We start from the raw sequence: 25,716 nt of genomic DNA on the forward strand, positions 1-25,716 counted from the left end.
CCCACCGGGGGCAGCCGGCGGGCCGGCTTTCAGCGGATGTCGGTGGTGGTCCAGCGTGGGGAGGCGTTGGTGACCGGGACGGTGTCACCGACGAACGTGGTCACCGCCTCGGTGTCTCGCCGCGCGCTGGTGCCGACCCAGATCTCGACGTCGCCGGGCTCCACGACGCGGGTGAACGTGCGGTCGGAGAAGGCCAGGCGGGTGGCGGGCACCGTCAGCTCGACAGAGACGGACCGGCCCGGTTCCAGGTGGACCCGCCGATAGCCGAGCAGCTGCGCCACCGGCCGGGTCACCGAGGCGACCAGGTCGCGACCATAGAGCTGGACCACGTCGTCGCCGGCGACCGTGCCGGTGTTCGTCACCCGCACGCTCACCCCTACCGTCCCGTCGGTGGGCACCGTGCTGGGCACTGTGAGATCGGTGTACGCGAACGTCGTGTAGGACAGGCCGTGGCCGAACGCCGCCACGGGTGTCGCCAGCAGGTTGGTCCCCGCGTTCCCCGCGCCGAGGGTGGGGTGCAGGTAGGAGTACGGCTGCGCGCCGGCCGACCCGGGCAGGGTGACCGGCAGCCGGCCCGACGGGTTGACCCGCCCGGAGAGCACGCCCGCGATCGCCCCGGCGCCCTCCTCACCCGGGAAGAACGCCTGCACCACCGCCGCGCAGCGTGAGACCGCCCAGCCGACCGCGTACGGCCGGCCGGTGAGCAACACGAGGACGACAGGTGTGCCGGTCGCCAGCACCGACTCGACCAGTTCGCGCTGGACGCCGGGCAGTTCCAGGTCGTCCCGGTCGCAGCCTTCGCCGACGGTGCCGCGCCCGAAGAGGCCGGCGTGGTCGCCGACGACCAGGACCGCAACGTCCGCGTCGGAGGCCGTGGTGACGGCCTCGTCGAAGCCGGACCGGTCGTCGGTGTCCACGTCGCAGCCGCGTGCCCAGGTGACGAGATCGCCGCCGAACTCGGCCCGCACGGCGTCGAGCACTGTGGACACCTCGAAGCCGGTCTCCACGCCGGGGTGCTGGACGAGGACGTGGTTGAGGAACGAGTAGCACCCGAAGAGGGCACTCTGCCGGTCGGCGTTCGGGCCGATGAGGGCCACCCGTCGTCCCGCCGGCAGCGGCAGCACGTCCCTGTTGGCGACCAGCACGACCGATTCCTCGGCGAGCCGGCGGGCGATCGACCGGTGCTCGGGCGAGTCGAGGTCGATCGCCTCAGGCGGCTCGTCGCTGAAGGTTGCGTCGAGCAGACCCAGGTCCAGCTTCTGGCGCAGTACCCGCAGCACCGCGCGGTCGACGAGAGCCTCGTCGAGCGTGCCCGCCCGCACCGACTCCCGCAGGGTCAGATAGGCGTCGCCGGTCGGCAGTTCGACGTCGAGACCGGCGGCCAGCGCCTGCCCGGCCGCGTCCGCGTGGTCACTCGCCACGTGGTGCAGCAGGTTCAGGAACGCGACCCCGTAGTAGTCGGCCACCACGGTGCCGTCGAAGCCCCACTGGTCGCGCAGGATGCCTGTCAGCATGGTCGGGTCGGCGGCGACGGGCATCCCGTCGATCTCGGCGTACGAGTGCATGACGCTGCGGGCGTCACCGTCGATGACCGCCATCTCGAACGGGGGGAGCAGTACGTCGGCCAGTTCCCGGCGGCCGATGTGCACCGGGCCGAAGTTGCGCCCGGCGCGCGAGGCGGAGTAACCGGCGAAGTGCTTGAGGGTGGCGTGCACCCCCTGCGACTGGAGGCCGCGCACGTACGACGTGCCGATGGTGCCGACCAGGTACGGGTCTTCGGCGATGCACTCGTCCACCCGGCCCCAACGGGGGTCACGGATCACGTCGAGCACCGGAGAGAGTCCCTGGTGGATGCCCAGGGCCCGCATCGAGGCGCCGATCGCCGCGGCCATCTCGGTGACCAGTTCGGGGTCGAACGCGGCGCCCCAGGCCAGCGGGGTGGGAAACGTGGCCGCCTTCCACGCGGACAGCCCGGTGAGGCACTCCTCGTGGACGATCGCCGGGATGCCGAGCCGGGTCCCGGTGACCAGGTCGCGCTGGAACTTCCACAACCAGGCCGCGTGTTCCGCCGCGTCCACGGGGCGGGTGCCGTAGGTGCGGGTGAGGTGACCGAGCCCGTGCCGGGAGAACTCTTCGAGCTTGGCGTTCCCGCCGAACTCCCCCTGCATCGGTGCCACCGCCTCGCCGTCTTCCTTCTCCCAGAAGCCGACGAGCTGGGCGATCTTCTCCTCGATCGTCATTCGGCCGAGGAGATCGCGCAGGCGGGTCTCACCGTCGTGCCCGTCCGGTCGTCCGTGTTCCGGGCCTACCTGGGCCGGTGCCGGCCCGCCCACCACCGCGTGGACCTCAGTCATGCTGTGCCTTCCTGTGGTTGTGCTCGTACCGCTGCCGCTCAGCCCTTGACCGCGCCCTGCAGGCCGCCGACGATCTGCTTTTCCGCGAGCGTGAAGAAGAGCAGTGCCGGCAGCATCGCCAGCGAGGTGAAGGCGAGTACACCTGCCGTGTCGGTGGTGTACTGGCTGGAGAAGTTCTGCACGCCCAGCGGCAGGGTGTGCAGGCCGACGTCGCTGAGGACGAGCAGCGGCAGCAGGAACGAGTTCCAGCTCGCCACGAACGCCAGGACGCCAACAGTGACGAGCGCGGGCCGCGACAGCGGCATCGCGATCCGCCAGAGGAAACCGAGCCGACTCGCCCCGTCGATGGCGGCGGCGTCCTCCAACTCCCTCGGGATGGCCGACAGGAAGGGACGCAGGATCACGATCGTCAGTGGTAGTGAGAAGGCGACCTGCGGGAGGATCACCGCGTAGTAGGAGTTGATCAGGTTCAGGTCGCGCAGCATGAGGTAGAGCGGCAGGATCGCCGCCCCGGCCGGAAACAGCAGACCGAGTGTGAAGAAGGTGTAGAGCCCTTCCCGCCCGCGGAACGTGTAGCGGGCGAGCACGAACGCGGCGGCCATCCCGAGGACGACGACGGCGAGCGTGGTGCCGAGGGCGATGACCGCGCTGTTGAACGCCTGTTGCCAGAAGTTGCTCTGGGTCAGCACCCTGGCGTAGTTGTCCCAGACGAACGGGTCGGGCAGGCCGGCCGGGTCGGCGACGATCTGCGGGGTGGTGCGGAAACCGCCGATGACCACGTAGACGACCGGGGCGATCGACACGGCTGCGATCGCGAGGGCGAGCGCGTAGGTGAGCGGGGTGCCCCAGGAGACCTGACGGCGCCCGGTGGACGGGGGGAGAACGGAGTTCACGGCCATCGTCACTTCGCCCTTCCGGTGATGGCGCCCTGGATGTCGCGGCGAAGCAGGAACCGCTGGAACAGCAGCGCCGCCACGAAGGAGATGGCGAACAGGATGACCGCCACGGCGTTGCCGTAGCCCCAGAGCCGGGCGAAGAACCCGTTGTCCACCATGTAGGTCGCCATGGTGGCCGATGCGCCGAGGGACCGGACCGCGGGCACCGAGGTCACCCAGATCATGTCGAAGATCTGCAGTGAGCCGATCATGGACAGGAACATCCAGATCCGGATCGTCGGGCCGAGCAGCGGGATCGTGACATGTCGTTGGATCTGCCACCAGCTCGCACCGTCGATGGCCGCGGCCTCGATCAGCTCGTCGGGCACGTTGGACAGCCCGGCGAGGAGAAGGATGATGGCGAAGCCGACGTACTTCCAGGTGAGGACCGCCAGCAGGGTCCAGATGACCACATCCAGGTCCGCGAGCCAGGCCTGCACGAAGCCGCCCATTCCCAGGGACCGCAGCAGCGCGTCGACCGTGCCGTCACCGGTCAGCAGCAGCTTCCACATGATGCCGACGGTGACCTCGGCGAGCACATAGGGCACGAACACCAGCAGGCGGAACACGGCCCGCCCACGGAAGCGACGGTTGAGCAGCAGGGCGACGCCCAGGGCGATCGGCCCCTGGATCAGCAGCGACCCGAACACGATGATGGCGTTGTTGCGCAACGCGTCAAGGAAGATCGGATCCTGGAAGGCGAGGGTGTAGTTCCGGAGACCGACGAACTCGGTGGGAGGCCCGACACCGCGCCACCGGAACAGGCTGTAGTAGACCGCGAAGCCCATCGGCACCAGCACGAACATCACGTAGATGACGACGGCCGGCGTGGTGAGCCCGATGATCTCGTACCACTTGCGGCGGGTGTCGGCTCGGCGGGCGGAGTCGCGCCCGGCCTTGTGGTGGCCCGCCGGCGACGCGGAAGCGCCGCCGGCGGGCATACGGATCTGGTTGGCGGAGGTCACTTGCTTGCGGCCGCCTTCATCGCCGAGACGACCTTCTCAGGCGTCCCGTTGCCGGCGAAGATGGCGACGATCGCGTCGTTCATCGCGTTGCCGACCGTGCTGCCGTAGGCCGTGTCCAGCCAGAGCTGGACGTAGCTCGCCCCGGTGGTGGCGTCCAGGATGGACTTCAGCGCAGGATCCTTCACGCCGGCCTCGGCGCCCTTGGCGACAGGCAGGCCAGTGCCGGTCTCGGCGTAGCCCTTCTGCACCTCGGGGCTCACGAGGTACTTGAGGAACTCGACGCACTCGGCCGGGGCGTTCTTGGCACAGGAGAACCCGTCGCCACCGCCGAGAGCCGCCTTCGGGTCACCCGGCGAACCGGCGATCGCCGGCACGGGGAACCAGCCGAGGAACGACGCGAGCTTCGCCTTGTCCGTGGTGACGGTGTCCAGCGTGCCGCGGTTCCAGTCACCCATGAGCTCCATCGCGGCCTTGCCGTTGGCGAGCATGCCGTTGGCGCTGGTCGGGTCGTTCTGGCCCGGCGTGGCGATGAAGTTGGGCTGGAACGGCTTGGTGTCGATGAAGGACTTGAGGTCCTGACCGGCCTTCACGAAGCACGGATCGTCGAAGTTCTTCTCCGCGGAGGCCTTCTTGAGGGCGTCGACCGAGCAGGCGCGCAGCGCCATGTTGTACCACCAGTGCGCGGCCGGCCACTTGTCACCGGCGCCCACGGCGATTGGAATGACATTCGTCGCCTTGAGCTTGGTGACCGCGGCGTTGAGCTCCTCGAAGGTGGTCGGAGGCGCCGCGATGCCCGCCGCAGCGAACATGTCCTTGTTGTACCAGATGCCTTCGATGCCCATCCGGTACGGCAGGCCGTACTGCTTGCCCTTGACCTGCCAGATCTCCGCGGCGCTGCCGATGTTGCCGACCTCGGTCTTGGTCTGGTCGGTGATGTCCTTGAGGTAGTCGGCCTCCACCTGCTCGGTCATCTCGCCGCCGCCCCAGGCCTGGAAGATGTCCGGCGGGTCGCTGCTCAGCAGCGCGGCGGGGAGCCGGGTGCGCTGGAGCTGGTTGGTCTCGATCGCCTCAATCTCGATCTTGACGGTGGAGTGGAGTGCGGAGAAGTCCTTGGCGACCTTCTCCCAGTAGGTCTTGCCGGGCCCGTCCTGTGAGGCGTTGTGCCACCACGTCAGGGTCACCGGGTCCTTGTACAGCTCGCTCTGAGGGGCCGCCTCTTCGCCGCCGCCGCTACACCCGGCGACCACGAGAACACCTGTCATTAACAGTGCCAGGACGGCACTTCTACGCTGCTTCGTTGCCATCGATGTCTCCTCGACTAGTCAGTCGCGGTACTCGGCCTGCGGCGAAGTTTTACAGTCATGTAACTTGATGTCAATCGGTATCGATAACGTTTTCGAGTCGGTGACGACGCACCCCCGACGGCGGCCCTATCATCATCGACGTGGTGTTTCAGCAGCGCGTCAAGATGTCGGATGTGGCACGTACCGCCGGCGTCTCGGTTGCGACCGTATCGAAGGTTGTCAATGGGCGGTACGGCGTGGCCCAGGCAACCGTGGAGCGTGTCCAGCGAGTCATCCACGAGCTCGGCTACGAGGCGAGCCTGGGGGCGCAGAGCCTGCGCAGCCACCGCACCAACGTGCTGGGCATCCTGGTCGCCGAGTTCGAGCCGTTCTCGACCGAACTGCTCAAGGGGGCGTCCCAGGAGGTCGCGGGCAGCGGGTACCAGCTGCTGGCCTACTCCAGCGGGGACGGCGAGGGCGCCGCCGTAGGGTGGGAGCGGCGTTCACTCGCCCGTCTCTCCGGCACTCTCATCGACGGTGCCGTGATCGTCACGCCGACCGTGGTCGAGACCGAACACAGCTTCCACGTCGTGGCCGTCGACCCCCACACCGGGCCGTCCGACCTGCCCACCGTCGATTCGGACAACTTCGCCGGCGCCGTGCTGGCCACCAACTACCTGCTGTCGCTCGGCCACCGGCGGATCGGGCACATCAGCGGACGCACCGACCTGAAGTCGGCGCAGCTGCGCGAGGCCGGCTTCCGCAGTGCGATGGCCGACGCCGGCGTGCCGGTGGACGAGCGGCTCGTCCGCGTCGGCGGGTTCCGGATCGAGAGCGCCGCCGGCACGGCCGCGGAGCTTCTCGCCCTCGCCGACCGGCCGAGCGCGATCTTCGCGGGTAACGACCTCTCGGCGATCTCCACGATGACCGTGGCCCGCGACATGGGCCTCTCGGTGCCCGACGACCTGTCGGTGATCGGCTTCGACAACGTACCGGAGTCGGCGCTGGTCAACCCGCCGCTGACGACCATCATGCAACCGCTGCAGCGGATGGGCGCCGAGGCGTTACGCCTGCTCGTCGACCTGATCGCCGGCGTCGAACGCGACACCCACATCCGGCTACCCACCGAACTGGTCATCCGCTCCTCCTGCCGCCCACTCGACTGACGTCCCGGGGCACGGGGGCACGCGGGGCACGCGACAGGGTGGCGGAACGTGAATCTCACCTAAGTCGAGAATTATCCCCCTAGGTTCGATGCGCAGGACGCAGCCGAACCGGGGAGAGACGTGGACAGCTATCCGGCGATCGAGGATCACGGACTCATCGGCGACCTGCAGACCGCCGCGCTGGTGACGTGTGACGGGACGATCGACTGGTTCTGCGCGCCGCGGTTCGACTCGCCGAGCATCTTCGCCGCGCTGCTGGACAAGGAGAAGGGCGGCTACTTCCAGATCGCGCCGCACGACGTGCGGTACGTGACCAAGCAGCTCTACCTTCCCGGCACACCCATTTTGATCACCCGGTTCATCAGCGCCGACGGTGTGGCCGAGGTGATGGACTTCATGCCGGTCACCGGCGAGCAGGTCACCGACGCCCACCGCCTGGTCCGCATCGTCACCATGGTCCGAGGCAGCATGCGCTTCCGGGTGGAGTGCCGGCCACGGTTCGACTACGCCCGCGAAGAGCATCAGCTGGAGCGTCACCGCAACGGCTACGTCTTCCGCAGCCGGTCGGCGACGCTGACGTTCAACCCTGTCGACCCGGTGCGGCGGTTGATCTCCGAACAGGGTGACATCCACCTCGAGGGCGGCGACCTGGTCGCGTACGGCACGCTGAACGAAGGCGACACCGGCGGGGTGGTCCTGGAGACGGCCGGTAGCGAACCGCGCATCATTCCGCCGGAAGAGATCCAGGCCATGTTCGAGTGGACCCGGGACTACTGGCGGCGCTGGCTCGAACGCTCCCGCTACACCGGCCGTTGGCGGGAAATGGTCGAACGCTCCGCCATCACGCTGAAACTCATGACGTACGCGCCCACCGGCGCGATGATCGCCGCGCCCACCGCCGCGCTGCCCGAACTGGTCGGCGGAACTCGCAACTGGGACTACCGCTACACCTGGGTGCGCGACACGTCGTTCTCGGTGCACGCGCTGCTCGGCCTCGGCTTCACCGAGGAGGTCAGCCGGTACATGAACTGGTTGGACGAGCGCATCCGCGAGGCCGGCGACCACCAGGACCCACTGAAGATCATGTACCGGGTGGACGGCTCCTCCGACCTGCACGAGGAGGTGCTGGACCATCTGGAGGGCTACCGCGGCTCGCGGCCGGTGCGGATCGGCAACGGCGCCGCCGACCAGCTCCAGCTCGACATCCACGGTGAGGCGCTCTACGCCATGCACCTCGCCGACGAGCAGGGCATCCGCGTCTCGCACCAGGTGTGGAAGAGCACCGTCCGGCTCGTCGACTGGCTCTGTCACAACTGGGACCAGCCCGACGCGGGCATCTGGGAGAGCCGCCACCACCCCCGCAACTACACCTTCGGCCGGGTGATGTCCTGGGTCGCGCTGGACCGGGCCATCCGGCTGGCCACCCGCACCGGCCGCCCCGGGGACATGACCTGCTGGACCGAACAACGCAACCGCATCTACGACCAGGTCATGGCCCGCGGATACGACCGGGCCCGCGGCACCTTCGTGCAGGCGTACGACGAGACCGTGCTGGACGCGGCGCTGCTCGCCATGCCGGCAGTCGGTTTCGTCACGCCGAGCGACCCGCTGTGGCAGTCGACCTTGCAGGCGATCGAGCGCGAACTGGTCTCCGACAGCCTGGTCCACCGGTACGACCCGGTCCACTCCCCCGACGGTCTCCCCGGCCACGAGGGCACCTTCAACATGTGCACCTTCTGGTACGTCGAGGCGCTGGCCCGTTCCGGCCGCCTCGACGACGCCCGACTCACGTTCGAGAAGATGTTCACCTTCAGCAACCACCTCGGCCTCTATGCCGAGGAGATCGCCGCGACCGGCGAGCAGATCGGCAACTATCCCCAGGCGTTCAGCCACCTCTCCTTGATCAACTCCGCGCTGACGCTCAACGACCTGCTCGACACCGAGGCCGACGCCCGCCGCCGCCGGTGACGCGGGCACGCTCGGGTCAGCCGCCGTCGTGTGCGGAGCCGACGGCGGGAAGGGCTTGACGCGCCCACGTGCAGCGCGCATCGTCAATACGTATCGACCATCTCCAATGTATTGACGCGGGGGGAACCAATGAAGGTCTTCGTCACGACCGCCTCGGCCGCGGCCCTGCTGCTCCTGGCCACGGGCGGCGTATCCCACGGCCAGCCAGCAGCCGACGCGCCCTGCGCCGGACAGATCCACGCCAATCCGGGATTCGAGCACGGCACCACCGGCTGGACCGCCGGCCCCCGCATCGTCGTGTTCGGCGACGCGACCCGGCCGGCACACACCGGCCACGCGTACGCCGCCTTCGCCGGGCTGGACGTGACGCGTGGCGACCTGCTGCGCACCACCGTCACCGTGCCAGCCAACTGCGACCTGACGGTCCGCTTCTGGGTGCGGACCACCACCACGGAGACCAGCCGCGGCGACTACCTGAACGTCGGAATGGCGGTCACCGGGATACCCCCGAAGACGAGGTTCTCGCTGGCCTTCGACGGCGGGGCGCAGTGGCGGCAATACAGCATGTCGACCGGGACGGCGACGACCGTGCGCACCGCGACGGTCAGCTTCGTCGCCAGCGAGACGGCCGGCAACGGCGCCACGGCCTTCGACGTCGACGACGCGACCTTCACGCTGAGCTGACGTGAGCGGGGCCGGGCTTCGCAACCGCGGTGCGCCCCTCGTCGGTGGTCGGAAAGCACCCGCAGATCAGATAAGGACTGGACTGTCAATAAGCGAATCGAGATCGGTGAGGCCACAAGCAACCCCGGAACTGCAAGGCATTGAGACGCCGATCTCTGCCGCCGGATTTCCTGGTCGTTGAGGGACATCGACCCTATGCTTGCCGCCGAATGCGCTGCGGCTCATCCGGGCCGAGGGTTACCCCGATACAAGGATTCGCGAATGCGCCGGAAATCTGATTTGAGCAACAGCACCGCCGGCGTCCATGACGTAACACCGGACGGCCAACTGCCGACCTCTACCACCGAGAGCGTCGCGCTCCGATCCGCCGTCGCCGAGGAGCAGGCGTTTCTGGACCTGGCCACGGCACGGCGCGACAGGCTGACCGACCGCCTACAGGCCGAGCTTTCGTCAGAGGCCCTGGACGCGTTGGAGCAAGCCCGGCAGCGCATGCTCCGCCAGCAGCACGACGAGTTGGTGCGAGCAGGGGAAGGGCTGGTCTTCGGCCGCCTCGACGGCCTTGACGGCACCGTGCGACACGTGGGCCGTGTCGGTCTCCGCGACGACGCCGAGGGCAGCGAGCCACTGCTTGTGGACTGGCGCGCTCCGGCGGCTCGACCGTTCTACACCGCGACGGCTGTCGACCCACAGGGTCAGGCACGACGCCGACACATACGCACGACGGGATCGACAGTCGTCGGCGTGGATGACGAGCCGCTGGACGGGACCATAACTGCGGAACTCGTCGGCGAAGGCGCCCTACTGGCCGCCCTCGACCAGCGGCGCACGGGTCACATGTCGACGGCGATCTCCACCCTGCAACGCGAACAGGACGACATCATCCGTGCTGAGGCGACCGGCCCGCTGATCGTTCAGGGCGGTCCCGGGACGGGCAAGACCGTGGTTGCCCTGCACCGCGTCGCGTACCTGCTGTTCACCCACCGAAAGATGGCCGAGCAGGCGGTCCTGGTGCTCGGCCCCTCGCCGCGGTTCCTCCAGTACATCGCCCAGGTGCTGCCCGCGCTCGGTGAGACCGCCGTCGTCTCGGCGACCTGCGACACCCTGCTGAACGACGTCCACGTGGGTCGCGACGAGAGCCGACTTCTCGCCGAGATCAAGGGCCGCGCCCTCTGGCAGCCCGCGCTCGAGAACTACGTCGCGTCGCTGCTCCCCCGGGCCCGCGAGCTGAAGCTGCGCTGGGAGGGCGAGTTCTACCTCATCCCTGCCGCAACGGTGGCGCAGGCGCTCGCCTCGGCGGTACAGGGACGCCCGTACCACCGCGCCCGCGCGGCCTTCGCCGAGCAGTTGCACCACCTCCTTGCCGATGTCGTCGCCGAGCAGCGTGAGGCGCTGATCAACGAGATGGAGGAGGGCTTCGAGGACATCCTCGCCCGCGTCGACAGGAGCATGGGGCATGACCACCACTCCACCCGCACGTCCACCGGCAGTGACATCGACGGATTGCTCTCCGACGAGGAGACCGAGCAGCTTCGTCGTCGTATCGCCGAGAACGCCACCATCGCCCGGTTCATCGAGGCGTGGTGGCCCACCCTCGACCCCGCAACCCTGCTGGGTGATCTCCTGACCGACCGCACCCTGCTGGCCCGGTTCGCCCCGCAGCTGTCCCCCGAGGAGATCACCGCCGTCGCGACCGAGCCCGCCCCATGGGCAGCGAGCGACATTCCTCTGCTCGACGCACTCGCCGACCTGCTCGGCGAGGTCGACGCCCCGCAACCACCTGGCGAGTTCGTCGCCGACCGCGCTCGCCGGCAGCGCGGCTGGGTGTATGGCCACGTGGTCATCGACGAAGCGCAAGAGCTCTCCGAAATGCAGTGGCACATGGTGCTGCGGCGTTGCCCCAGTCGCTCCATCACCGCGGTCGGCGACATCGACCAGGCCGAGGCAGCGCACCGGCACGCGAGTTGGGCAGAAGCGGTGCGGGCCGTTCTGGGAGACCGCTGGACCGCCGCGGAACTCACCATCTGCTACCGGACCCCGCGCGAGGTCATGGACCTCACCGGACCGGTCTTGAAGGCGGCTGGCAGCCAGAACGCGCCGCCCCGAGCGGTACGCTCCTCCGGCGTCGCCCCCTGGGAACTCACGGTCACGCCCGCCGAGCTTGCCGGTGCCGCCGTTGAGGCGGTGCGGCAGTTGCAGCAACGGTGGCATGGCGGCACGGTCGGCGTCATCGCCCCCGCGGACCGCATCGCCGAACTCCTCGCCGTGGTGAGTGATGTGCCGGTGCTGACCGCGACCCAGTCCAAGGGATTGGAATGGGACGCGACGCTCCTCATCGACCCGCAGGGCATCGCCGCCGAACCGCGCGGCTGGAACGGCCTCTACGTCGCGCTCACCCGTTGCACCCAGGAACTCGGACAGCTGATTCTCACGCGCTGAGTTGTCTTGACAGCGCCGTGGCATCACCAAATAATTCAGCCATTGAACAAATCTCGCCCGTTGCCCGGCTCCGTCGGCGGACGGAGGGTTCACCATGTCAACAACGGAGGAACGGTGCCGCTCGTCGCCGGGGTCGACTCGTCGACCCAGTCGTGCAAAGTCGTCATCCGCGACGCCGAGACCGGGAAGCTGGTGCGCGAGGGCCGCGCACCGCACCCGCCCGGCACCGCGGTGCCGCCGGCCGCGTGGGAGGCCGCGCTGTCCGACGCGGTCGCGCAGGCTGGCGGTTTGGACGACGTGGCGGCCGCCTCGGTCGCCGGGCAGCAGCAAGGCATGGTGTGCCTGGACGCCGAAGGCGCCGTGGTTCGGGACGCCTTGCTGTGGAACGACACCCGCTCGGCCGGCGCCGCCGACGACCTGATCTCGGATCTCGGCGGCGGCGAGGCCGGGCAGCGAGCCTGGGCTGAGGCGGTCGGCCTGGTACCGGTGGCCAGCTTCACCGTCAGCAAGCTGCGCTGGCTGGCCTCGGTCGAGCCCGAGAACGCCGCCCGTACGGCTGCAGTGTGTCTGCCGCACGACTGGCTGACCTGGCGTCTGGACGGCGCGACGGGGCTGGATGCTCTGCGCACCGACCGCAGCGACGCCAGCGGGACCGGCTACTGGTCGGCCGCGACCGGTGCGTACCGGTCGGACCTGATCCAGTTGGCGTTCGGTCGGGATGGTCTGCTGTTGCCGCAGGTGCTCGGGCCGACCGGCCGGGCCGGGCAGCTGCGCACCGGCGCGCCGCTGGGCCCCGGCGCCGGCGACTGCGCGGCTGCGGCGCTGGGTGTCGGCGCCGAGTCGGGCGACGTCATCCTGTCGATCGGCACCTCCGGCATCGTGTCCACCGTTTCTGATGTGCCGGCCGTCGACCCGAGCGGGATCGTGGCCGGGTTCGCCGATACGACAGGCCGTTTCCTGCCGGTGGTGTGCACGCTCAACGCCGCCCGGGTGCTGGACGCGGCCGCGACCATGCTGCGGGTGGACCATGCGGAGCTGTCCGCGCTGGCGCTGTCCGCCCCACCGGGTGCCGACGGGCTGACCCTGGTGCCCTACCTGGAGGGCGAGCGCACACCGAACCGCCCGCACGCCACCGGGGCCGTGCACGGCCTGACCCTGCGGACCTCGACCCCCGCACACCTGGCCCGTGCGGCGGTGGAGGGCATTCTGTGCTCACTTGCCGACGGGCTGGACGCGATGATCGCGCAGGGCGCCACTGTCAACCGGATCTTCCTGGTCGGCGGCGGCGCCCGCTCGGAGGCGGTGCGCCAGATCGCGCCCACGGTCTTCGGCTGCCCCGTGCTCGTTCCCCCACCGCTCGGGGAGTACGTCGCGGACGGCGCCGCCCGCCAGGCGGCCTGGGTGGTGTCGGGCGGGCAGCAGCCGCCGGCGTGGACGATCGGGCAGGTCGAGGTGTACGACGCAGACGCCGTGCCGGCAGTCCGCGGACGGTACGCAGTCGCCCGCGCCAACGTCCTCGACCACGCTGGCTGACAGCACGTCCGCCGCGTCCACCCGATCATGAAGTCCCGCGAGGGGTGGGGCGAGCGGCGGTCCAGACCGTCCGGGAGGGGTGCTTGTTGGTGAGCGCTGAGCGGGTCGCGTGCATCGATGCCAGGAGCTGCAGCCGGTCCGCGTCGGCGCTGCCCGGCTCGGCGGTGAAGACGAGCATGAAGGGTCCGGGGTTTCCCGGTAGGGGGTAGGTGTCCCAGTCCAGGACAGTGTCGCCTACTCCGGGAATCCGGAAGGTCTTGGTACCGCTGACCGACTCACGTACGTCGTGCTGGGCCCACAGCCGCCGAAACTGGGCGCTGCGGATGCTCAGCTCACCAACGATCGCGGCGGCGCGTGGGTGGGTGGCGTCGATGGCGACGGCGGCGCGCATCATGCCGATGTAGTCCAGAGCCTGCCGTTCCCAGTCCGGGCAGCTACGCTCGCCGGTCAGCGTGTCGTCGAACAGCAGGAGGAGCATGTTGAGCCGGTCGGCAGGGTAGGCGTCCGGGTCGCCGAGCAGCGCCTGCGCCATCGGGTTCCAGTCGAGCAGGTCGAGATGCCGGCCGAGTATGACCGCAGGAGTGTCCATCACCCGCAGCAGGCGCCGTGTGCCCTCCGGCACCCGCTCCGGATCGCGATTCACCCGGGCGGGCATCGACCGGCGGGCGGCGTGGGCCAGGGTGAACAGGTGCCGACGTTCCTTGTGGTCGAGGCCGAGCGCGCCGGCAAGCGCGTCCAGGACGTCGTCGGACGGGCGTACCTCCCGGCCCTGTTCGATCCGCTGGTAGTAGTCAGTGCTCAGCCCGGCCAGCAGGGCCAGTTCCTCGCGCCGTAGCCCGGTGACCTTACGCCGGCCGCCCGGCTCCAGGCCGACGTCGTGCGGACGCAGCCGACTACGCCGAGCGCGAAGGAAGTCGCCGAGCTCACGAGCGTACGGATGAAGGCTGTTCATGCCGCAAGTGTGCAGCGGCCCGGACCGCCGAAGGTAGGTCCCTCAGACCTAGGCAACCGAGAACGACTGAACCCATCAGGATCGCTCCTAACGTCGATGGGGCCAGCGCACCGACACCTCCAGGAGCAGCAGATGACCGGATGGACCACCGACCACATCCCCGACCAGCACGGTCGGGTCGCCGTCGTGACCGGCGCGAACTCGGGCCTCGGCCTGGTCACCGCCACCGAACTGGCCAGCCACGGCGCCCACGTCGTGCTCGCCGTTCGCCACACTCCCGCCGGCGAGGAGGCCGCCCGCCGCATCGGTGGCGACGTCGAGGTACGCGAGCTGGACCTGGCCTCCCTCGCCTCCGTGCGGACCTTCGCGGCGAAGCTGGCTGTCGACCACCCGGCGATCGACCTGCTGGTCAACAACGCCGGCGTGGTGCTGCTTGGCCCACGTCGCACCTCCGCCGACGGATTCGAGCTGCACCTCGCCACCAACATGCTGGGCCACTTCGTACTGACCGGCCTGCTGCTCGGCAACCTGGCCGCGGCGCGGGAAGCCCGCGTGGTCAGTCTCAGCTCGATCACCCACAAGAACGCGCACCTGGACTTCAATGACCTGATGTTCGAACACGACTATCGGGCAGCCACCGCCTACGGCCGGTCCAAGCTCGCCACCACGATCTTCGGCATCGAACTGGACCGCCGCCTGCGCTCCGCCGGAACGCCGATCGTCAGCGCCCTGGCCCACCCCGGTCTCACCCGCACCAACCTGACTCCGCGTGCCTGGGAACACCGTGGCCGATTCGGGCGACTGATCGCGTCGGCCGGTCTGCTGGCAACCCAGCCGGTGGCGCAGGGCGCGCTGCCGCAACTGCGCGCTGCGACCGAGCCCGGTGTACGGGGTGGCCAGTTCTTCGGGCCGTCCGGGCTCTGGGAGACGCGAGGCAGAGTCACCGAGGCCCGGCTCAGCCAGGAGGCCGCCGACCCGGCCGTCGGCACGCGACTGTGGGCGGCAGCCGCGGACCTGACCGGCGTCAACTACCTCTGACCTACGACGGTCACCGGCTGGCCGGCAGCAATCCGCAGGACGATGCCCGTGGGATCGCTGTCTCGAGCACATCGTCGCTGAAGACTTCGAATCCACCCACCTGGTCACCGCGAATGGGTCTCGTCCCGGCGCGGACAGCGCCGGGACGAGCGGTCGGTTCACCGTCAGCGGCCGTATGTCTCCAACAGCCGCAGCCACACTTCGCTGACGGTCGGGTACGCCGGAACCGCATGCCACAGCCGGTCCAGCGGGACCTCACCGACGATGGCGATCGTCGCGGCGTGGATCAGTTCCGCCACGTCCGGACCGGCGAGGGTGAAGCCGACGATCACCTTTCGGTCCTCGTCGACGACCATGCGAGCGTGTCCCTTGTAGCCATCGGTGTGCAGGGAAGCTCCGGCGACGGCCCCGAGGTCGTAGTCCACGACCCGGATCCGCAGCCCGGCGGCCGCGGCCGCGGCCGCCGTCAAGCCCACCGACGCGATCTCCGGGTCGGTGAAGACCACCTGCGGCACCGCACGCTCGTCTGCCGTCGCGACGTGCCGACCCCATCGGCCGTCCTCGACCTTCGCACCCTTCGCCCGGGCCACGATCACATCGCCCACCGCCCGCGCCTGATACTTGCCCTGATGGGTCAACAGCACCCGCCGGTTCACGTCGCCTGCGGCATACAGCCACTCCCCGCCGCCGACGACGCGCAAGGTGTCGTCGACCGCCAGCCACGCACCGGGCGCCAGCCCGATGCCGTCCAGGCCGATGTCCTGCGTGTTCGGTGTACGACCAACGGCCACCAGCACCTCGTCAGCTTCGATCCGTTCGCCGGAGGCGGTGCCGATGCGGACGACTCCGCTGGCGTCACGCTCGACCGAGACGGCCTCCGCGCCGAGGCGTACCGAGACACCGGCCTCGCGCAATGATTCGGTGACCAGTTCACCGGCGAACGGCTCTGCCGAGGGCAGCAGGCCATCGCGGGCCAGCACCGTCACCGACGACCCCAGAGCGGCGAACGCTGTCGCCATCTCGGCCGCCACCACGCCACCACCGATGATGGCGAGCCGGCGGGGAACCGACCCGGCCGAAGCGGCCTCGCGGCTGGACCACGGCGCCGCCTCCCGTAGACCCGGGATGTCCGGCAACAGAGCGCTGCTGCCGGTGGCAACGACCACCGCGTGCCGCGCGGTCAGCCTCGTCGTGACGCCGTCGACGCCGGCCACCTCGACAGTCCGGGCGGAACTGATCCGCCCATGACCGCGGTGCAGCGCGATGCCAGCCGACTCCAACCACGAAACCTGCCCGTCGTCCTGCCAGTGCGACGCGAAGGAGTCCCGCCGGCCCAGCACCGCCGCGACGTCCAGGTCTCCCGTCACTGCCTCACGCGCGCCCGGCAGCTGGCGAGCCGCCCGCAACGCGGACGCACTGCGCAGCAACGCCTTGGTCGGCATACAGGCCCAGTACGAGCACTCACCACCGACCAACTCCCGCTCGACAATGGCGGCGGTCAGTCCACCTCGCACGACCCGGTCGGCAACGTTCTCCCCGACCGGACCGGCACCGATCACGACCACGTCGTACTCGATGGTGGTCATGTCAGTTGCCCTTCGCGGCGCGGCCGAGGCGGACGGCCGCGATGAGGAAGAAGATGGCGCCGGGAATGGCGTACCCAGCCGCGTTGGTCAGCGAAGGGTGATCCGCGGACGCTCCGACGATGAACGACCCACCAGCCAGAACCGAGATGCCGCCACTGATGATCATCGGCCACTGTCCGCCCATCTTCCGACGGGTGACCCCCACGATCAACTGGACCAGACCGGCGACGATCGCCCAGGCGCCCCACACCCGCAGGACGGCGGGAATACCGGACGCCCCGGCGACACCCACTCCGACCGCCGTGATCAGGCTCACCGCGACGTTGACATAGAGCAGGGTCGGCGAGCCGGTGGCCCGCGACGAACGAAGGTCGTAGATGGCGGCGCCCACGTCGAACAACGGGTAGAGCACGAACAGCGCCACCGCGAGCGGACCGATCTCCTTGGCGGTGGCGATCGTCACGCCAGCCCAGACGATGGCGAACGCGAAGCGGACGAAGTACAGCCGCCGCAGCGCGGACGCGGTCTGGGAGATACCGGGGGAAGCAGCAATGGTGGTCACGGGTGACCCTTTCAGCGGAGGGGTTAGAGAGACCGATCGTTCTGTCTTTCGAGCATGACAGACGCAACCCGCATCGTCAAGACCGACCGTTCTATCCGCCTCAGCGGAGGACCGCTCGCCTCCCCCAGACCGAACGTTCTGTCCGCTAAGATGGCCGCATGACGCGTGGCAAACCCGACGCTCGTCCCTCTGAAGCGCGCCTCCGGCTGCTCAACACGGCAACCAGGCTCTTCTACTCGGAGGGCATCCACTCCGTCGGCATCGACCGGATCATCGCCGAGGCGAAGGTGACCCGGGCGACCTTCTACCGGCACTTCCCCAGCAAGGACGACCTCATCCTCGCCTACCTGCGTGAAGTCCATAAGATGGAGCGCAGCACGGTCGACGCGGCAATCGCCACCGACGACTCATCCCCCGCCGACCCACTCCTTGCCATTGCCGGGTCCATCGCGCAGAACATCCAGTCCCCCGGGTTCCGTGGATGCGCCTTCCTGAACGCCGCGGCGGAGTATCCGGCCACGGAACATCCCGTACGCCAAGAGATCATCGCCCACCGGCAGTGGTTCCTGGACACGCTCAGCACGCTGATGGGGCGGGTTCACCAGGAGACGGCGGATCCCGCCGCGCGCCATTTCGTCATGCTCCGCGACGGCGCCATGGCGGCCGGATGCCTCTTCGACCCCGCGCTGGTGTCGGAGACCTTCCTCCGCGGCGTCGAAGGTCTTCTTCTGATCAATGCCGAGCGCCAGTCGACCGAGTCCGCCGGCTAGTACCACAACGGCCCTCGGCACGTCGCCTCACGCCTCGGAGTCGCGAACGTCGGAATCCTCCCGACCGACCGGCGGGGCGGGAACCTCCACCGGCCGTCCCCGGCTGCGCAGCGCGTCGATCAGCGCGACAAGGGCCAACACTCCGGCGACCACGCTCAGCCCGACCATTGGCGCCCAGCGGGTCAATGCCGGCGTGACCAACAGCAGAGCCACCAGTCCGAGCAGGCGGGAAAGGGAAAGTCGGCCAAATATCTCGTACTCCAGCCGCATACGGGCGACGAGGAAGAGCATCGGACCGCCCACCACGAACAGAAGCCAACTGGGCCGCGGCTGCCCGAACGGATGATCGATCACCAGCTCGTAGCCGACCGCCGTGACGAGCACGCTGAGAACGATCAGCAGATGCGTCCGTTCCGACGCCGCGCCCAGGCGGCCGGGCATGACCGCCCGATCCAACGCGTCGGTCAGCAGCAGACCGGCGCAGTGGAAGTAGATCCGCCAGAGCAGCGCGCTGGTGGCGAACGCGACAGCGAAGGCGGCTGCCCGCTCGGCGGAATAGTCCGTGCCGCCGAAAACCACGCCGATGACCAGAATCGACTCGCCGAGCGCGATGAGAAACACCTGCTGGTATCGGTCGGCAAGGTGGGTCCCCGCGATCCGCCAGCGGCTCACCTTCGAGGCCCCGAGCCACGGCAGCGGCCAGCCCAGACCCCAGGCGAGGTAGTCGACGGCGAGGGCGGCAGCCCACAACGGCAGGCGAAGTCGGTCCGGACCCAACGCGCCGACCAGCCACAGAGGCGCGCTCGCCGAAGCCCACACGGCAAGCCGGAACGGCACCAGCCGTCGTGGGTGGCCATGCAGCGCGGCGGCGACCACCAGCGGCCGCACCACCATCACCATCAGGTACGCGGCCACGAACGGCAGCGCCCGCTCCTCCATAGCGCGGGGCAGCGTCACCGCCATGATCAGGCCGGCGAACATGGTGCCGACCACGACGGCCTGAATGATCGGCTGCTCAGGTTCGTAGCGGCTGGTGATCCAGGCGGTGTGCGACCAGATCAGCCAGAGCGCCAGAAAGAGCAGCAACGTACGTCCGAACCCGGTGACGAGCGCCCAGCCGGTGTCATCGCTCAAGCCGGCGAATCGTTGCGAGACCCGGGTGAGGGCCACCACGAAGGCCAGATCGAAGAACAGCTCCAGGAACGTCGCGCGGCCCGAACTGGTCGGAGGACGCAGCAGCTCGGCACCCCGCCCCGCCGTCATCGTCCGCCTCCGTCCGCCCCCTGTCACCAACGAGCCGGCAGCCGAAGGAGTTGCGTCAACCCGAGCCGGGCGGTCGCTGGTGTCAGGCGGGTGGCGTCGAGGGTCGGCGGCTGAAGAATCCGTCGACCAGGTGGTCGGTGAAATCCGCGTCGACAGACTCTCCGGTCACCAGGACCCGGTAGAAAATTGGTCCTACCATCTGATCGAGCTCGGCCGCGACATCGAGGTCGGCGGAGATTTGGCCCCGTTGCACCGCCCGATCCAGCGGTAGGCGGTCCCGTTGGCGCTGCTCGTCGAGAAACCGGGCGCGGAACGCTGCTGCGAAGGTCTGGTCGTGCTGGGCGTGGCCGATCAGTGCCTTGAAGACGGCGCCGGGATCGGAGTGGCTGAGAAAGTCAGCCAGTTGGCGCAGGTGCACGCGTAGGTCGCGGTCCAGGTCACCAGTGTCGGCCGGGGTCAGGTGCTCGGCCGCGTCTTGCAGGAAGGCGTCCATGAGGACGTCCGTCTTCGACGACCACCAGCGGTAGACGGTCTGCTTGGCGACACCGGCGCTGGACGCGATTTCTTCCATGGTGACGCCCGCAAAGCCCTTCGCGGCGACCAGGTCGTCGGCAGCCTCCAGCACCGCCTGCCGGGCACGTTCGCTGCGCCCGTGCCGGTTGCCATGGTGGCGGCTTACTGCTGGCCTGGCTGGTTCGTGCCCCATCATCGCCCTCCTCCTGTCGCAGACGATAGACCAACGCCCTAGACGTGACGCAACGTTGCGTCTAGCCTAGGCGCCATGACGTTCACTAACACGCTGCACGACACCCGCGTAGCCGCTGCCCTGTCCGCGATGTTCCGCCGAGCCGAACACGACGACGCCATGACCAGGCGTTATCAGGCGCAGCGCACTCCCGGAGCGGCGCCGATGACGCACCGGGAACACTCCGACGCCGCCGCGCAGGTCTACATGCCGATCTCCGCCCGCGGCGGGCAACTGATCTACAACCTCGTCCGGGCTGTCCGTCCGGCCACCGTCGTCGAGTTCGGCACCTCCTTCGGGATCTCCACCCTGTATCTGGCCGCCGCCGTCCGCGACAACGGCACCGGCCGGGTGATCAGCACCGAGTTGAGTGCGACGAAGGTCGCTGCCGCGCAGCGCACCTTCACCGAGGTCGGCCTGGATGAGCTGATCACCGTGCTCGAGGGCGACGCCCTGCAGACCCTCACCACCCTTGAAGGCCCGGTGGATTTCGTCCTGCTCGACGGCTGGAAGGATCTTTGTCTGCCGGTGTTGCGACTGCTCGAGCCCCGCATCGCACCGGGCACCCTTGTCGTCGCCGATGACGTGAACCTGCGTTCCCTGCAGACATATCTCGACTACGTCCGAGAATCCGCCAACGGATACCACAGCGTGACTTTTCCCGTTGAGGACGGAATGGAGATCAGTTGCCGCCTCTGAAACGACACTGGCCGATGATCAGTTCCGGTGCCACCTCGATCAGGGCGCCCGATGTCGCCGTGCGGTCGGCTCGCTGATCCCATCCGTGACGGCGGCGGCCACCTGGCCGCATCACCCCCGCTTCGCCCGGAGCCGCGCGCCACCGTCGCTGGCGCGAGTTCCAGTCCCGCTCCGGCCGTCCGGCTCGGCTGCCGCCTGCTCGCCCGACTGCGGTACGCCGATGCGCCATGGCGCCGCTCCGACCTTCGAAGCCACTGTCGACCGCGCAGATGGCGGATGAGTTGGGAATAGATTTAAATCTATGTAAGGTGGGAACGCTCCCAGACCGCGTCCACCACCCACTTATTCGAGGAGCTCACCATGTCGCGACGGCGAAGTCGCCCGGCCACCATGCTGGCCGGGCTGCTCATCCTGACCCTGTCCGCGTTGTTGTTGCCACCGGCGCCGGTGACCGGCGCTGCGGCGGCCGGCACATCTCACACCCGCGCTGCGCCTCTCGCCGAGCTGACCGTGGTCTCCGAACGGGTGGCTTTCGGTCTGCAGCGTCCGATCGCGATCACCGGGCTCCCGGACGGCCGGATGCTGATCGCGGAGAAGAACGGCACCGTCCGCGCCTATCACCCCGACACCGGCCTGGCGCCCGACCCGGTGCTCGACCTCACCGCCCGGATCGACCCGTCGGACAACGAGCGCGGCCTGCTCGGCATCACGCCTGCGCCGAACTTCGCACGGACCGGGATGCTCTACGTGGCGTACACGAGCCTGCCGGCCGGCGCGCTGACCCTGGCGCGAGTGTCCCTCAACGCTCCTGATCGGGTGCAGGTGCTGCTCACCCAGGAGCACGCCGAGTTCGGCAACCACAACGGCGGACAGGTGGCGTTCGGCCGCGATGGCTACCTCTACTGGTCGCTCGGCGACGGCGGCAACGCGAACGACCCGTTCAAGAGCGGTCAGAACCTCGGCACCCTGCTCGGCAAGATTGTGCGGATCGATGTCAACCGCAGCTGTGGGGGGAAGCCCTACTGCGTGCCCTACGACAACCCGTTCGTCCGCACGTCGGGCGCGCGGCCGGAGATCTGGGTCTACGGGCTACGCAACCCGTGGAAGTTCTCCATCGACCCGGCCGACAACTCGCTGTGGATCGGTGACGTCGGCCAGGGCCTGATCGAGGAGATCAACCACGTCCGCCCGTCGCAGCGTGGCGCGAACCTCGGCTGGTCCTGTCGCGAGGGCACCCCGGTCTTCGACGAGACGCAGTGCCGGCCGGGCGTGCGGCTCACCGACCCGGTCGTCGAGTACGACCACTACATGACGGAGAACTGCTCCATCATCGGCGGCCTGGTGTACCGGGGGTCCGTCACCCCGGAGGCGCGGGGGACCTACATCGCGAGCGACTACTGCTCGACCCGCGCGTTCGCCGTGCGTCCCAAGTCCACGGGTGGCTACGAGTCCGCCGAGATCGGCACCTTCCCCACCCAGCCGACGGCGTTCGGCGCCGACGTGAACGGCGAGCTGTACGTGCTCAGTGACCTCCCTGGCTGGCTGAGCAAGGTGCGGTTCGAGCGGATCCAGCCAGCCCCCACCGGCGGCCCGGCGAACCGCTGAACCTCGGCACCCTCCGCAACACCCAAGGGGACGGCCGCCTTCGGGCGGCCGTCCCCGATCAGCCGGTCAGAGGCCGGCGGCGTGCGCGGCGGCGGTCCCGCCGACCACAGGTAGGACGATGTTGCTGCTCTTCAGCGCGACCTGCAGGTTCGCGGCGGTGGTGTCGGCCTGGCTGGAGTACTGCGGGTAGCTGGCCACGATGATCACGCCGATCCGGTGGCCGGGCTTGAAGACGTAGTCCTCCGGCAGCAGCGGGAAGCTGAAGTTGTACGACTCCCCCTGCACCAGTGGCACGGAGACGCGGATCGACTGCCGGTTCTGCGCGTCCATGATGCCCTTGGTGACCAGCTCGTAGTCTGCCGTGGCCACCCGCTTCGTCGTCTGCTTGTAGCAGCCGTCGTCGGTCGGGCTGCTCTGGCCCCAGCAGTCCTCCGTGGTCAGGGTGATGATTCCCTCGCCGGAGGCCCGGTGCGCGACCCGCTCGTCGGTGCCGTAGTCGACCAGGATCGCGCCGAGGTTGGTGTCGGTCTGGTCGGCGGAGGCCCGCAGCTGCACGGTGGGGGTGCCGGAGATGTGCAGCGGCGCGGAGAGTGGCGCGGAGAGGAAGGCCAGCCGGTTGGGCTGCACCACGTCCGGGTTGAGGATCATCGTGTTCTGACTCTGCGTGCGGTTGTCCTGGAACGCGCCGGTCGCCGGCTTCGCGGTGGGCACCAGCCCGAGGCCACCCGCGCCGGTGGTGCCGGGCTGGAGGTACACCTCCGTGTCAGCCTTGCCGGGGATCGGCCAGTCGGCGTGGGTCTCCCACACGTCGGCGGACCGCTCCAGGTCCACCCGCGGCTCGTCCATGATGCCGTTGGCGACGTTCTGCAGCCAGAAGTCGAACCACCGGTGCAGCGTCGACACCCACACCGCGCGGCGCGAGTCGAACGGGTCGACGTGGCCCTCCTGGGACAGCCACAGCTTGCGCGGCACGTTGTTCTCCGCCAGGGCGTACCAGAACTTGCTGAAGTGGTCCGGGCGGACGTTGTCGTCGTTGAGGCCGTGGTAGAGCAGCACGCTCGCGGTGACGTTGGGGACCTTCTTGACGTAGCTGCGCTCGTTCCAGAAGGACGTGTAGTCGCCGTGCTCGTCGCCGTCGGCGGCGCCTATCGCGTCGCGCACCGGCTTGCAGTACTCCCGGCGCTCGGGGTTGGTGACCGTGTTGGCCAGCGAGGACACGTAGCTGTTGCCACGGGTGACCACGCCGTTGCTGCGCACGTAGTCGTAGTACTCGGTCGGTCCGCTGATGGGCACGACAGTGGTCAGGCCCTTCACGCCGGTCACCGCCGTGGCCATGGCCAGTGAGCCGTCGTACGACTTGCCGATCATCCCCGTCTTGCCGTTGTGCCAGTCCGCCTTGACGACCTCACCGGCGGCGTTGCGGGCGGTGGCCCTGCCGTTGAGCCAGTTGATGGCCTGCTTGGCGCTCAGGTTGTCCTGGTTGGCGTTGGTGGTCGGGCAGCCGGTGGAGTTGTTGGTGCCGACCATGTCCAGCAGGATGACCGCGTAGCCGCGCGGCACGAAGTAGTTGTCGTAGAACAGCGGCCACTTGTCGAGCAGCCCGTCGCCGTCGAGGTCCGCCTTGCACTCGGACTCGTTGCCTCGGCAGACCGTCGAGTAGTACGGGCTGGCATCCATCACCACGGGGGCCTTGAGCCCCTGCGCGGTGGCCGCCGGCCGCATCAGGTCGAACGCGATGATGTCGCGCAGACCGTCGTTGTCGCTGTCGAAGGTGGAGTCGATGAAGAGGCGTTCCCGAATGGCGTCGGCGTAGCCGAACGCCGGCTGGGTGACCCCGTCCTGGACGACGATCGACGGCGGGCCGTCCGCCGCCAGCGCCTGCGGCGCCGCGCCGAGGGCGGCGAGCACTGTCGCGGACAGTACGGCCACGCCTCTGCGCCAGCGCGTTCCCACTGTAGACATGCAATCTCCTTGATATGTCCGAGGCTGCGTACGCTACGAGCCGGTGGCCTGCGCCACCATCTGCACGTGTAGGAACTTCGCCGGGTGTGGTTCGACGCGGTGCCTGGGCGACGGGACTACGGCTGGCCGGCCAGCACCAGCTCCCGCAGCCGCCTGTCGAGGGTTGGGGCGTCCAGGCCACCCGGCCAGCCGCGGAGCAGGGCGCCGCCCTTGGCCACCAGCACCACGGCCGGCGGCTCCCGCACCGCGTACGAACGCCAGATCGTCTGCTGGTCGTCCAGGACGACCGGATACTCCACCCGGTGAGCGCGTAGGTACTCCTGGACCTCGTCGGCCTGGTCCGCGCCGGCCACGCCGACGAAGACCACCCGGTCCCGGTAGGTGCGGGCAAGCTCACTGAGGGCGGCCTGGCGGCTGGCGCAGGTGGTGCACCAGGAGCTGAAGAAGGTGAGCACGACGGGACGTTGCGCCCACAGCTCGGCGGCGGCGAACGGTGTGCCGTCGGTCAGCGCGCCGGTGAACGCCGGGGCGGCCGGGGCGGTGCCGGGCGCCGGGCGCAACGCCAGGTCGGCGGGGAGCGGCCCGGGCAGCGCCGCCGCCCCTCCGGCGGGAGCCGGCGGGGGCTCGGGCTCGGGCGTACTGCTGCATCCACCCAGCAGCGCCGCCGCCAGCACCAGCGGCAGGAGTGCCTGTCTCATGACGGGACCACCGCCACCAGTGCCGGGCCCTCGCTGCTGTCCGGCGTCAGGTCGAGCGCAGGGCGGCCGTCCACCTCCAGCCGATAGGAGGCCCGCTGCGGCACCCGCACTCCGACGGCGAATTCGCAGTAGGTGGGCAGGCGCTCGACCCCCAGATCCTCGGCGAAGGCGGCCACCGCGGTCCCCGCCGACAACTGTCCGCTGGCCAGCGCCGCCCCGTCCGGGTCGAGCACGCGGAACGGCGCCCGGTTGTGGAAGTGCTGGTACGGACCGGTGCCGGCGCAGTCCACGCCCGCGGCCCGGATGTTGATGTCGCGGACCAGGACCCGGACGGTCATCGGATCGACCGCCTCCTGGGCTGCGCCGACGGCGCCGCAGCCGGTCGCGCCGGCCAGCAGCAGGGGCAGCAGAGTCGTGATGCTTCGCCGCACGTCATTCTCCTTCCGCCCGCCTGTCGGGTCCGCGGCGGAAGGCCGCCGCGGACCCGACAGGAACGGGGTCACCCTCGGGCG

At 69.3% G+C, this 25,716-nt stretch carries 21 protein-coding genes; 9 read left to right on the plus strand and 12 right to left on the minus strand.

Annotation, left to right across the window (positions count from 1 at the left end; all coding sequences use genetic code 11):
- Nucleotides 1-29: 29 nt before the first annotated feature.
- From IW248_RS12575 to IW248_RS12590, 4 genes are read right to left on the minus strand one after another with little or no spacing between them, the layout of a single operon-like run.
- Nucleotides 30-2,354 carry a beta-xylosidase/alpha-l-arabinosidase gene (locus tag IW248_RS12575; protein WP_196927135.1) on the minus strand — a complete coding sequence of 775 codons (2,325 nt, stop codon included), beginning with the start codon at nucleotides 2,352-2,354 and terminating at the stop codon, nucleotides 30-32.
- 38 nt (nucleotides 2,355-2,392) lie between these two features.
- Nucleotides 2,393-3,253 carry a carbohydrate ABC transporter permease gene (locus IW248_RS12580; protein WP_231396289.1) on the minus strand — a complete coding sequence of 287 codons (861 nt, stop codon included), beginning with the start codon at nucleotides 3,251-3,253 and terminating at the stop codon, nucleotides 2,393-2,395.
- Between the two features lie 2 nt (nucleotides 3,254-3,255).
- Nucleotides 3,256-4,254 (minus strand): carbohydrate ABC transporter permease, encoded by a 999-nt coding sequence (locus tag IW248_RS12585; RefSeq protein ID WP_196927137.1) that lies wholly within the window; start codon nucleotides 4,252-4,254, stop codon nucleotides 3,256-3,258.
- Entirely contained in the window at nucleotides 4,251-5,558 is a 1,308-nt protein-coding gene (locus IW248_RS12590; protein WP_196927138.1) for an ABC transporter substrate-binding protein, read from the minus strand. Before IW248_RS12590 ends, IW248_RS12585 begins: the two co-directional genes overlap by 4 nt.
- A gap of 140 nt (nucleotides 5,559-5,698) precedes the next feature.
- Between IW248_RS12590 and IW248_RS12595 the strand changes: the two genes are divergently transcribed.
- The 5 genes from IW248_RS12595 (at nucleotide 5,699) to IW248_RS12615 (ending at nucleotide 13,324) form a co-directional block, all read left to right on the plus strand.
- Nucleotides 5,699-6,703 (plus strand): LacI family DNA-binding transcriptional regulator, encoded by a 1,005-nt coding sequence (locus IW248_RS12595; protein ID WP_124821082.1) that lies wholly within the window; start codon nucleotides 5,699-5,701, stop codon nucleotides 6,701-6,703.
- A gap of 120 nt (nucleotides 6,704-6,823) precedes the next feature.
- Nucleotides 6,824-8,671: a glycoside hydrolase family 15 protein gene (locus IW248_RS12600; RefSeq protein WP_196927139.1), complete on the plus strand. Its 1,848-nt coding sequence runs from the start codon at nucleotides 6,824-6,826 to the stop codon at nucleotides 8,669-8,671.
- A 129-nt stretch (nucleotides 8,672-8,800) separates the two neighbouring features.
- Nucleotides 8,801-9,355 carry a hypothetical protein gene (locus IW248_RS12605; protein ID WP_196927140.1) on the plus strand — a complete coding sequence of 185 codons (555 nt, stop codon included), beginning with the start codon at nucleotides 8,801-8,803 and terminating at the stop codon, nucleotides 9,353-9,355.
- A gap of 261 nt (nucleotides 9,356-9,616) precedes the next feature.
- Nucleotides 9,617-11,791, plus strand: coding sequence for a HelD family protein (locus tag IW248_RS12610; protein WP_196927141.1), 2,175 nt, complete (start codon nucleotides 9,617-9,619; stop codon nucleotides 11,789-11,791).
- A 114-nt stretch (nucleotides 11,792-11,905) separates the two neighbouring features.
- Nucleotides 11,906-13,324 carry a xylulokinase gene (locus IW248_RS12615; protein ID WP_196927142.1) on the plus strand — a complete coding sequence of 473 codons (1,419 nt, stop codon included), beginning with the start codon at nucleotides 11,906-11,908 and terminating at the stop codon, nucleotides 13,322-13,324.
- Nucleotides 13,325-13,349: 25 nt separating this feature from the next.
- Here the strand turns inward: IW248_RS12615 and IW248_RS12620 are convergent, their stop codons facing one another.
- Entirely contained in the window at nucleotides 13,350-14,276 is a 927-nt protein-coding gene (locus IW248_RS12620) for a helix-turn-helix transcriptional regulator (RefSeq protein ID WP_196927143.1), read from the minus strand.
- Between the two features lie 132 nt (nucleotides 14,277-14,408).
- On the opposite strand from IW248_RS12620, the gene IW248_RS12625 reads away from it, so the two are divergent.
- Nucleotides 14,409-15,314, plus strand: a complete 906-nt coding sequence (locus tag IW248_RS12625; protein WP_196927144.1) for an oxidoreductase — start codon at nucleotides 14,409-14,411, stop codon at nucleotides 15,312-15,314.
- A 164-nt stretch (nucleotides 15,315-15,478) separates the two neighbouring features.
- Here IW248_RS12625 and IW248_RS12630 read toward each other — a convergent pair whose 3' ends face one another.
- Entirely contained in the window at nucleotides 15,479-16,900 is a 1,422-nt protein-coding gene (locus IW248_RS12630) for a dihydrolipoyl dehydrogenase family protein (protein WP_196927145.1), read from the minus strand.
- Nucleotide 16,901: 1 nt separating this feature from the next.
- Nucleotides 16,902-17,462 carry a hypothetical protein gene (locus tag IW248_RS12635; RefSeq protein ID WP_196927146.1) on the minus strand — a complete coding sequence of 187 codons (561 nt, stop codon included), beginning with the start codon at nucleotides 17,460-17,462 and terminating at the stop codon, nucleotides 16,902-16,904.
- Between the two features lie 158 nt (nucleotides 17,463-17,620).
- Here IW248_RS12635 and IW248_RS12640 point away from each other — a divergent pair, with 158 nt between their 5' ends.
- The gene (locus tag IW248_RS12640) at nucleotides 17,621-18,232 is read left to right on the plus strand and encodes a TetR/AcrR family transcriptional regulator (RefSeq protein ID WP_196927147.1); all 612 of its coding nucleotides are present in this window, start codon (nucleotides 17,621-17,623) and stop codon (nucleotides 18,230-18,232) included.
- Between the two features lie 27 nt (nucleotides 18,233-18,259).
- Here IW248_RS12640 and IW248_RS12645 read toward each other — a convergent pair whose 3' ends face one another.
- Both IW248_RS12645 and IW248_RS12650 read right to left on the minus strand, forming a co-directional pair.
- On the minus strand, nucleotides 18,260-19,495 hold the full coding sequence (locus tag IW248_RS12645) for a low temperature requirement protein A (protein WP_196927148.1): 1,236 nt from the start codon (nucleotides 19,493-19,495) through the stop codon (nucleotides 18,260-18,262).
- Nucleotides 19,496-19,577: 82 nt separating this feature from the next.
- Nucleotides 19,578-20,201, minus strand: coding sequence for a TetR/AcrR family transcriptional regulator (locus IW248_RS12650; protein ID WP_196927149.1), 624 nt, complete (start codon nucleotides 20,199-20,201; stop codon nucleotides 19,578-19,580).
- Between the two features lie 75 nt (nucleotides 20,202-20,276).
- On the opposite strand from IW248_RS12650, the gene IW248_RS12655 reads away from it, so the two are divergent.
- Entirely contained in the window at nucleotides 20,277-20,939 is a 663-nt protein-coding gene (locus tag IW248_RS12655) for an O-methyltransferase (RefSeq protein ID WP_231396290.1), read from the plus strand.
- A gap of 360 nt (nucleotides 20,940-21,299) precedes the next feature.
- Nucleotides 21,300-22,544 (plus strand): PQQ-dependent sugar dehydrogenase, encoded by a 1,245-nt coding sequence (locus IW248_RS12660; RefSeq protein WP_196927150.1) that lies wholly within the window; start codon nucleotides 21,300-21,302, stop codon nucleotides 22,542-22,544.
- A gap of 66 nt (nucleotides 22,545-22,610) precedes the next feature.
- On the opposite strand, the gene IW248_RS12665 is transcribed toward IW248_RS12660, so the two are convergent.
- The 3 genes from IW248_RS12665 to IW248_RS12675 all read right to left on the minus strand — a co-directional run bounded on the left by IW248_RS12665 (nucleotide 22,611) and on the right by IW248_RS12675 (nucleotide 25,635).
- Nucleotides 22,611-24,506 carry a CocE/NonD family hydrolase gene (locus IW248_RS12665; RefSeq protein WP_196927151.1) on the minus strand — a complete coding sequence of 632 codons (1,896 nt, stop codon included), beginning with the start codon at nucleotides 24,504-24,506 and terminating at the stop codon, nucleotides 22,611-22,613.
- A 116-nt stretch (nucleotides 24,507-24,622) separates the two neighbouring features.
- Complete coding sequence (locus IW248_RS12670) at nucleotides 24,623-25,204, minus strand: TlpA family protein disulfide reductase (RefSeq protein ID WP_196927152.1); 582 nt, start codon at nucleotides 25,202-25,204, stop codon at nucleotides 24,623-24,625.
- Entirely contained in the window at nucleotides 25,201-25,635 is a 435-nt protein-coding gene (locus IW248_RS12675; RefSeq protein WP_196927153.1) for a hypothetical protein, read from the minus strand. Before IW248_RS12675 ends, IW248_RS12670 begins: the two co-directional genes overlap by 4 nt.
- Nucleotides 25,636-25,716 lie beyond the last annotated feature (81 nt).

This window comes from Micromonospora ureilytica (genome assembly GCF_015751765.1).
Lineage (GTDB): Bacteria > Actinomycetota > Actinomycetes > Mycobacteriales > Micromonosporaceae > Micromonospora > Micromonospora ureilytica.

Coding starts and splice junctions, on each gene's coding strand:
- IW248_RS12660 (WP_196927150.1), top strand. CDS start 21,300: ATGTCGCGACGGCGAAGTCGCCCGGCCACCATGCTGGCCGGGCTGCTC.
- IW248_RS12605 (WP_196927140.1), top strand. CDS start 8,801: ATGAAGGTCTTCGTCACGACCGCCTCGGCCGCGGCCCTGCTGCTCCTG.
- IW248_RS12650 (WP_196927149.1), bottom strand. CDS start 20,201: ATGGGGCACGAACCAGCCAGGCCAGCAGTAAGCCGCCACCATGGCAAC.
- IW248_RS12630 (WP_196927145.1), bottom strand. CDS start 16,900: ATGACCACCATCGAGTACGACGTGGTCGTGATCGGTGCCGGTCCGGTC.
- IW248_RS12670 (WP_196927152.1), bottom strand. CDS start 25,204: ATGAGACAGGCACTCCTGCCGCTGGTGCTGGCGGCGGCGCTGCTGGGT.
- IW248_RS12625 (WP_196927144.1), top strand. CDS start 14,409: ATGACCGGATGGACCACCGACCACATCCCCGACCAGCACGGTCGGGTC.
- IW248_RS12590 (WP_196927138.1), bottom strand. CDS start 5,558: ATGGCAACGAAGCAGCGTAGAAGTGCCGTCCTGGCACTGTTAATGACA.
- IW248_RS12620 (WP_196927143.1), bottom strand. CDS start 14,276: ATGAACAGCCTTCATCCGTACGCTCGTGAGCTCGGCGACTTCCTTCGC.
- IW248_RS12610 (WP_196927141.1), top strand. CDS start 9,617: ATGCGCCGGAAATCTGATTTGAGCAACAGCACCGCCGGCGTCCATGAC.
- IW248_RS12665 (WP_196927151.1), bottom strand. CDS start 24,506: ATGTCTACAGTGGGAACGCGCTGGCGCAGAGGCGTGGCCGTACTGTCC.
- IW248_RS12645 (WP_196927148.1), bottom strand. CDS start 19,495: ATGACGGCGGGGCGGGGTGCCGAGCTGCTGCGTCCTCCGACCAGTTCG.
- IW248_RS12580 (WP_231396289.1), bottom strand. CDS start 3,253: ATGGCCGTGAACTCCGTTCTCCCCCCGTCCACCGGGCGCCGTCAGGTC.
- IW248_RS12575 (WP_196927135.1), bottom strand. CDS start 2,354: ATGACTGAGGTCCACGCGGTGGTGGGCGGGCCGGCACCGGCCCAGGTA.
- IW248_RS12655 (WP_231396290.1), top strand. CDS start 20,277: ATGACGTTCACTAACACGCTGCACGACACCCGCGTAGCCGCTGCCCTG.
- IW248_RS12640 (WP_196927147.1), top strand. CDS start 17,621: ATGACGCGTGGCAAACCCGACGCTCGTCCCTCTGAAGCGCGCCTCCGG.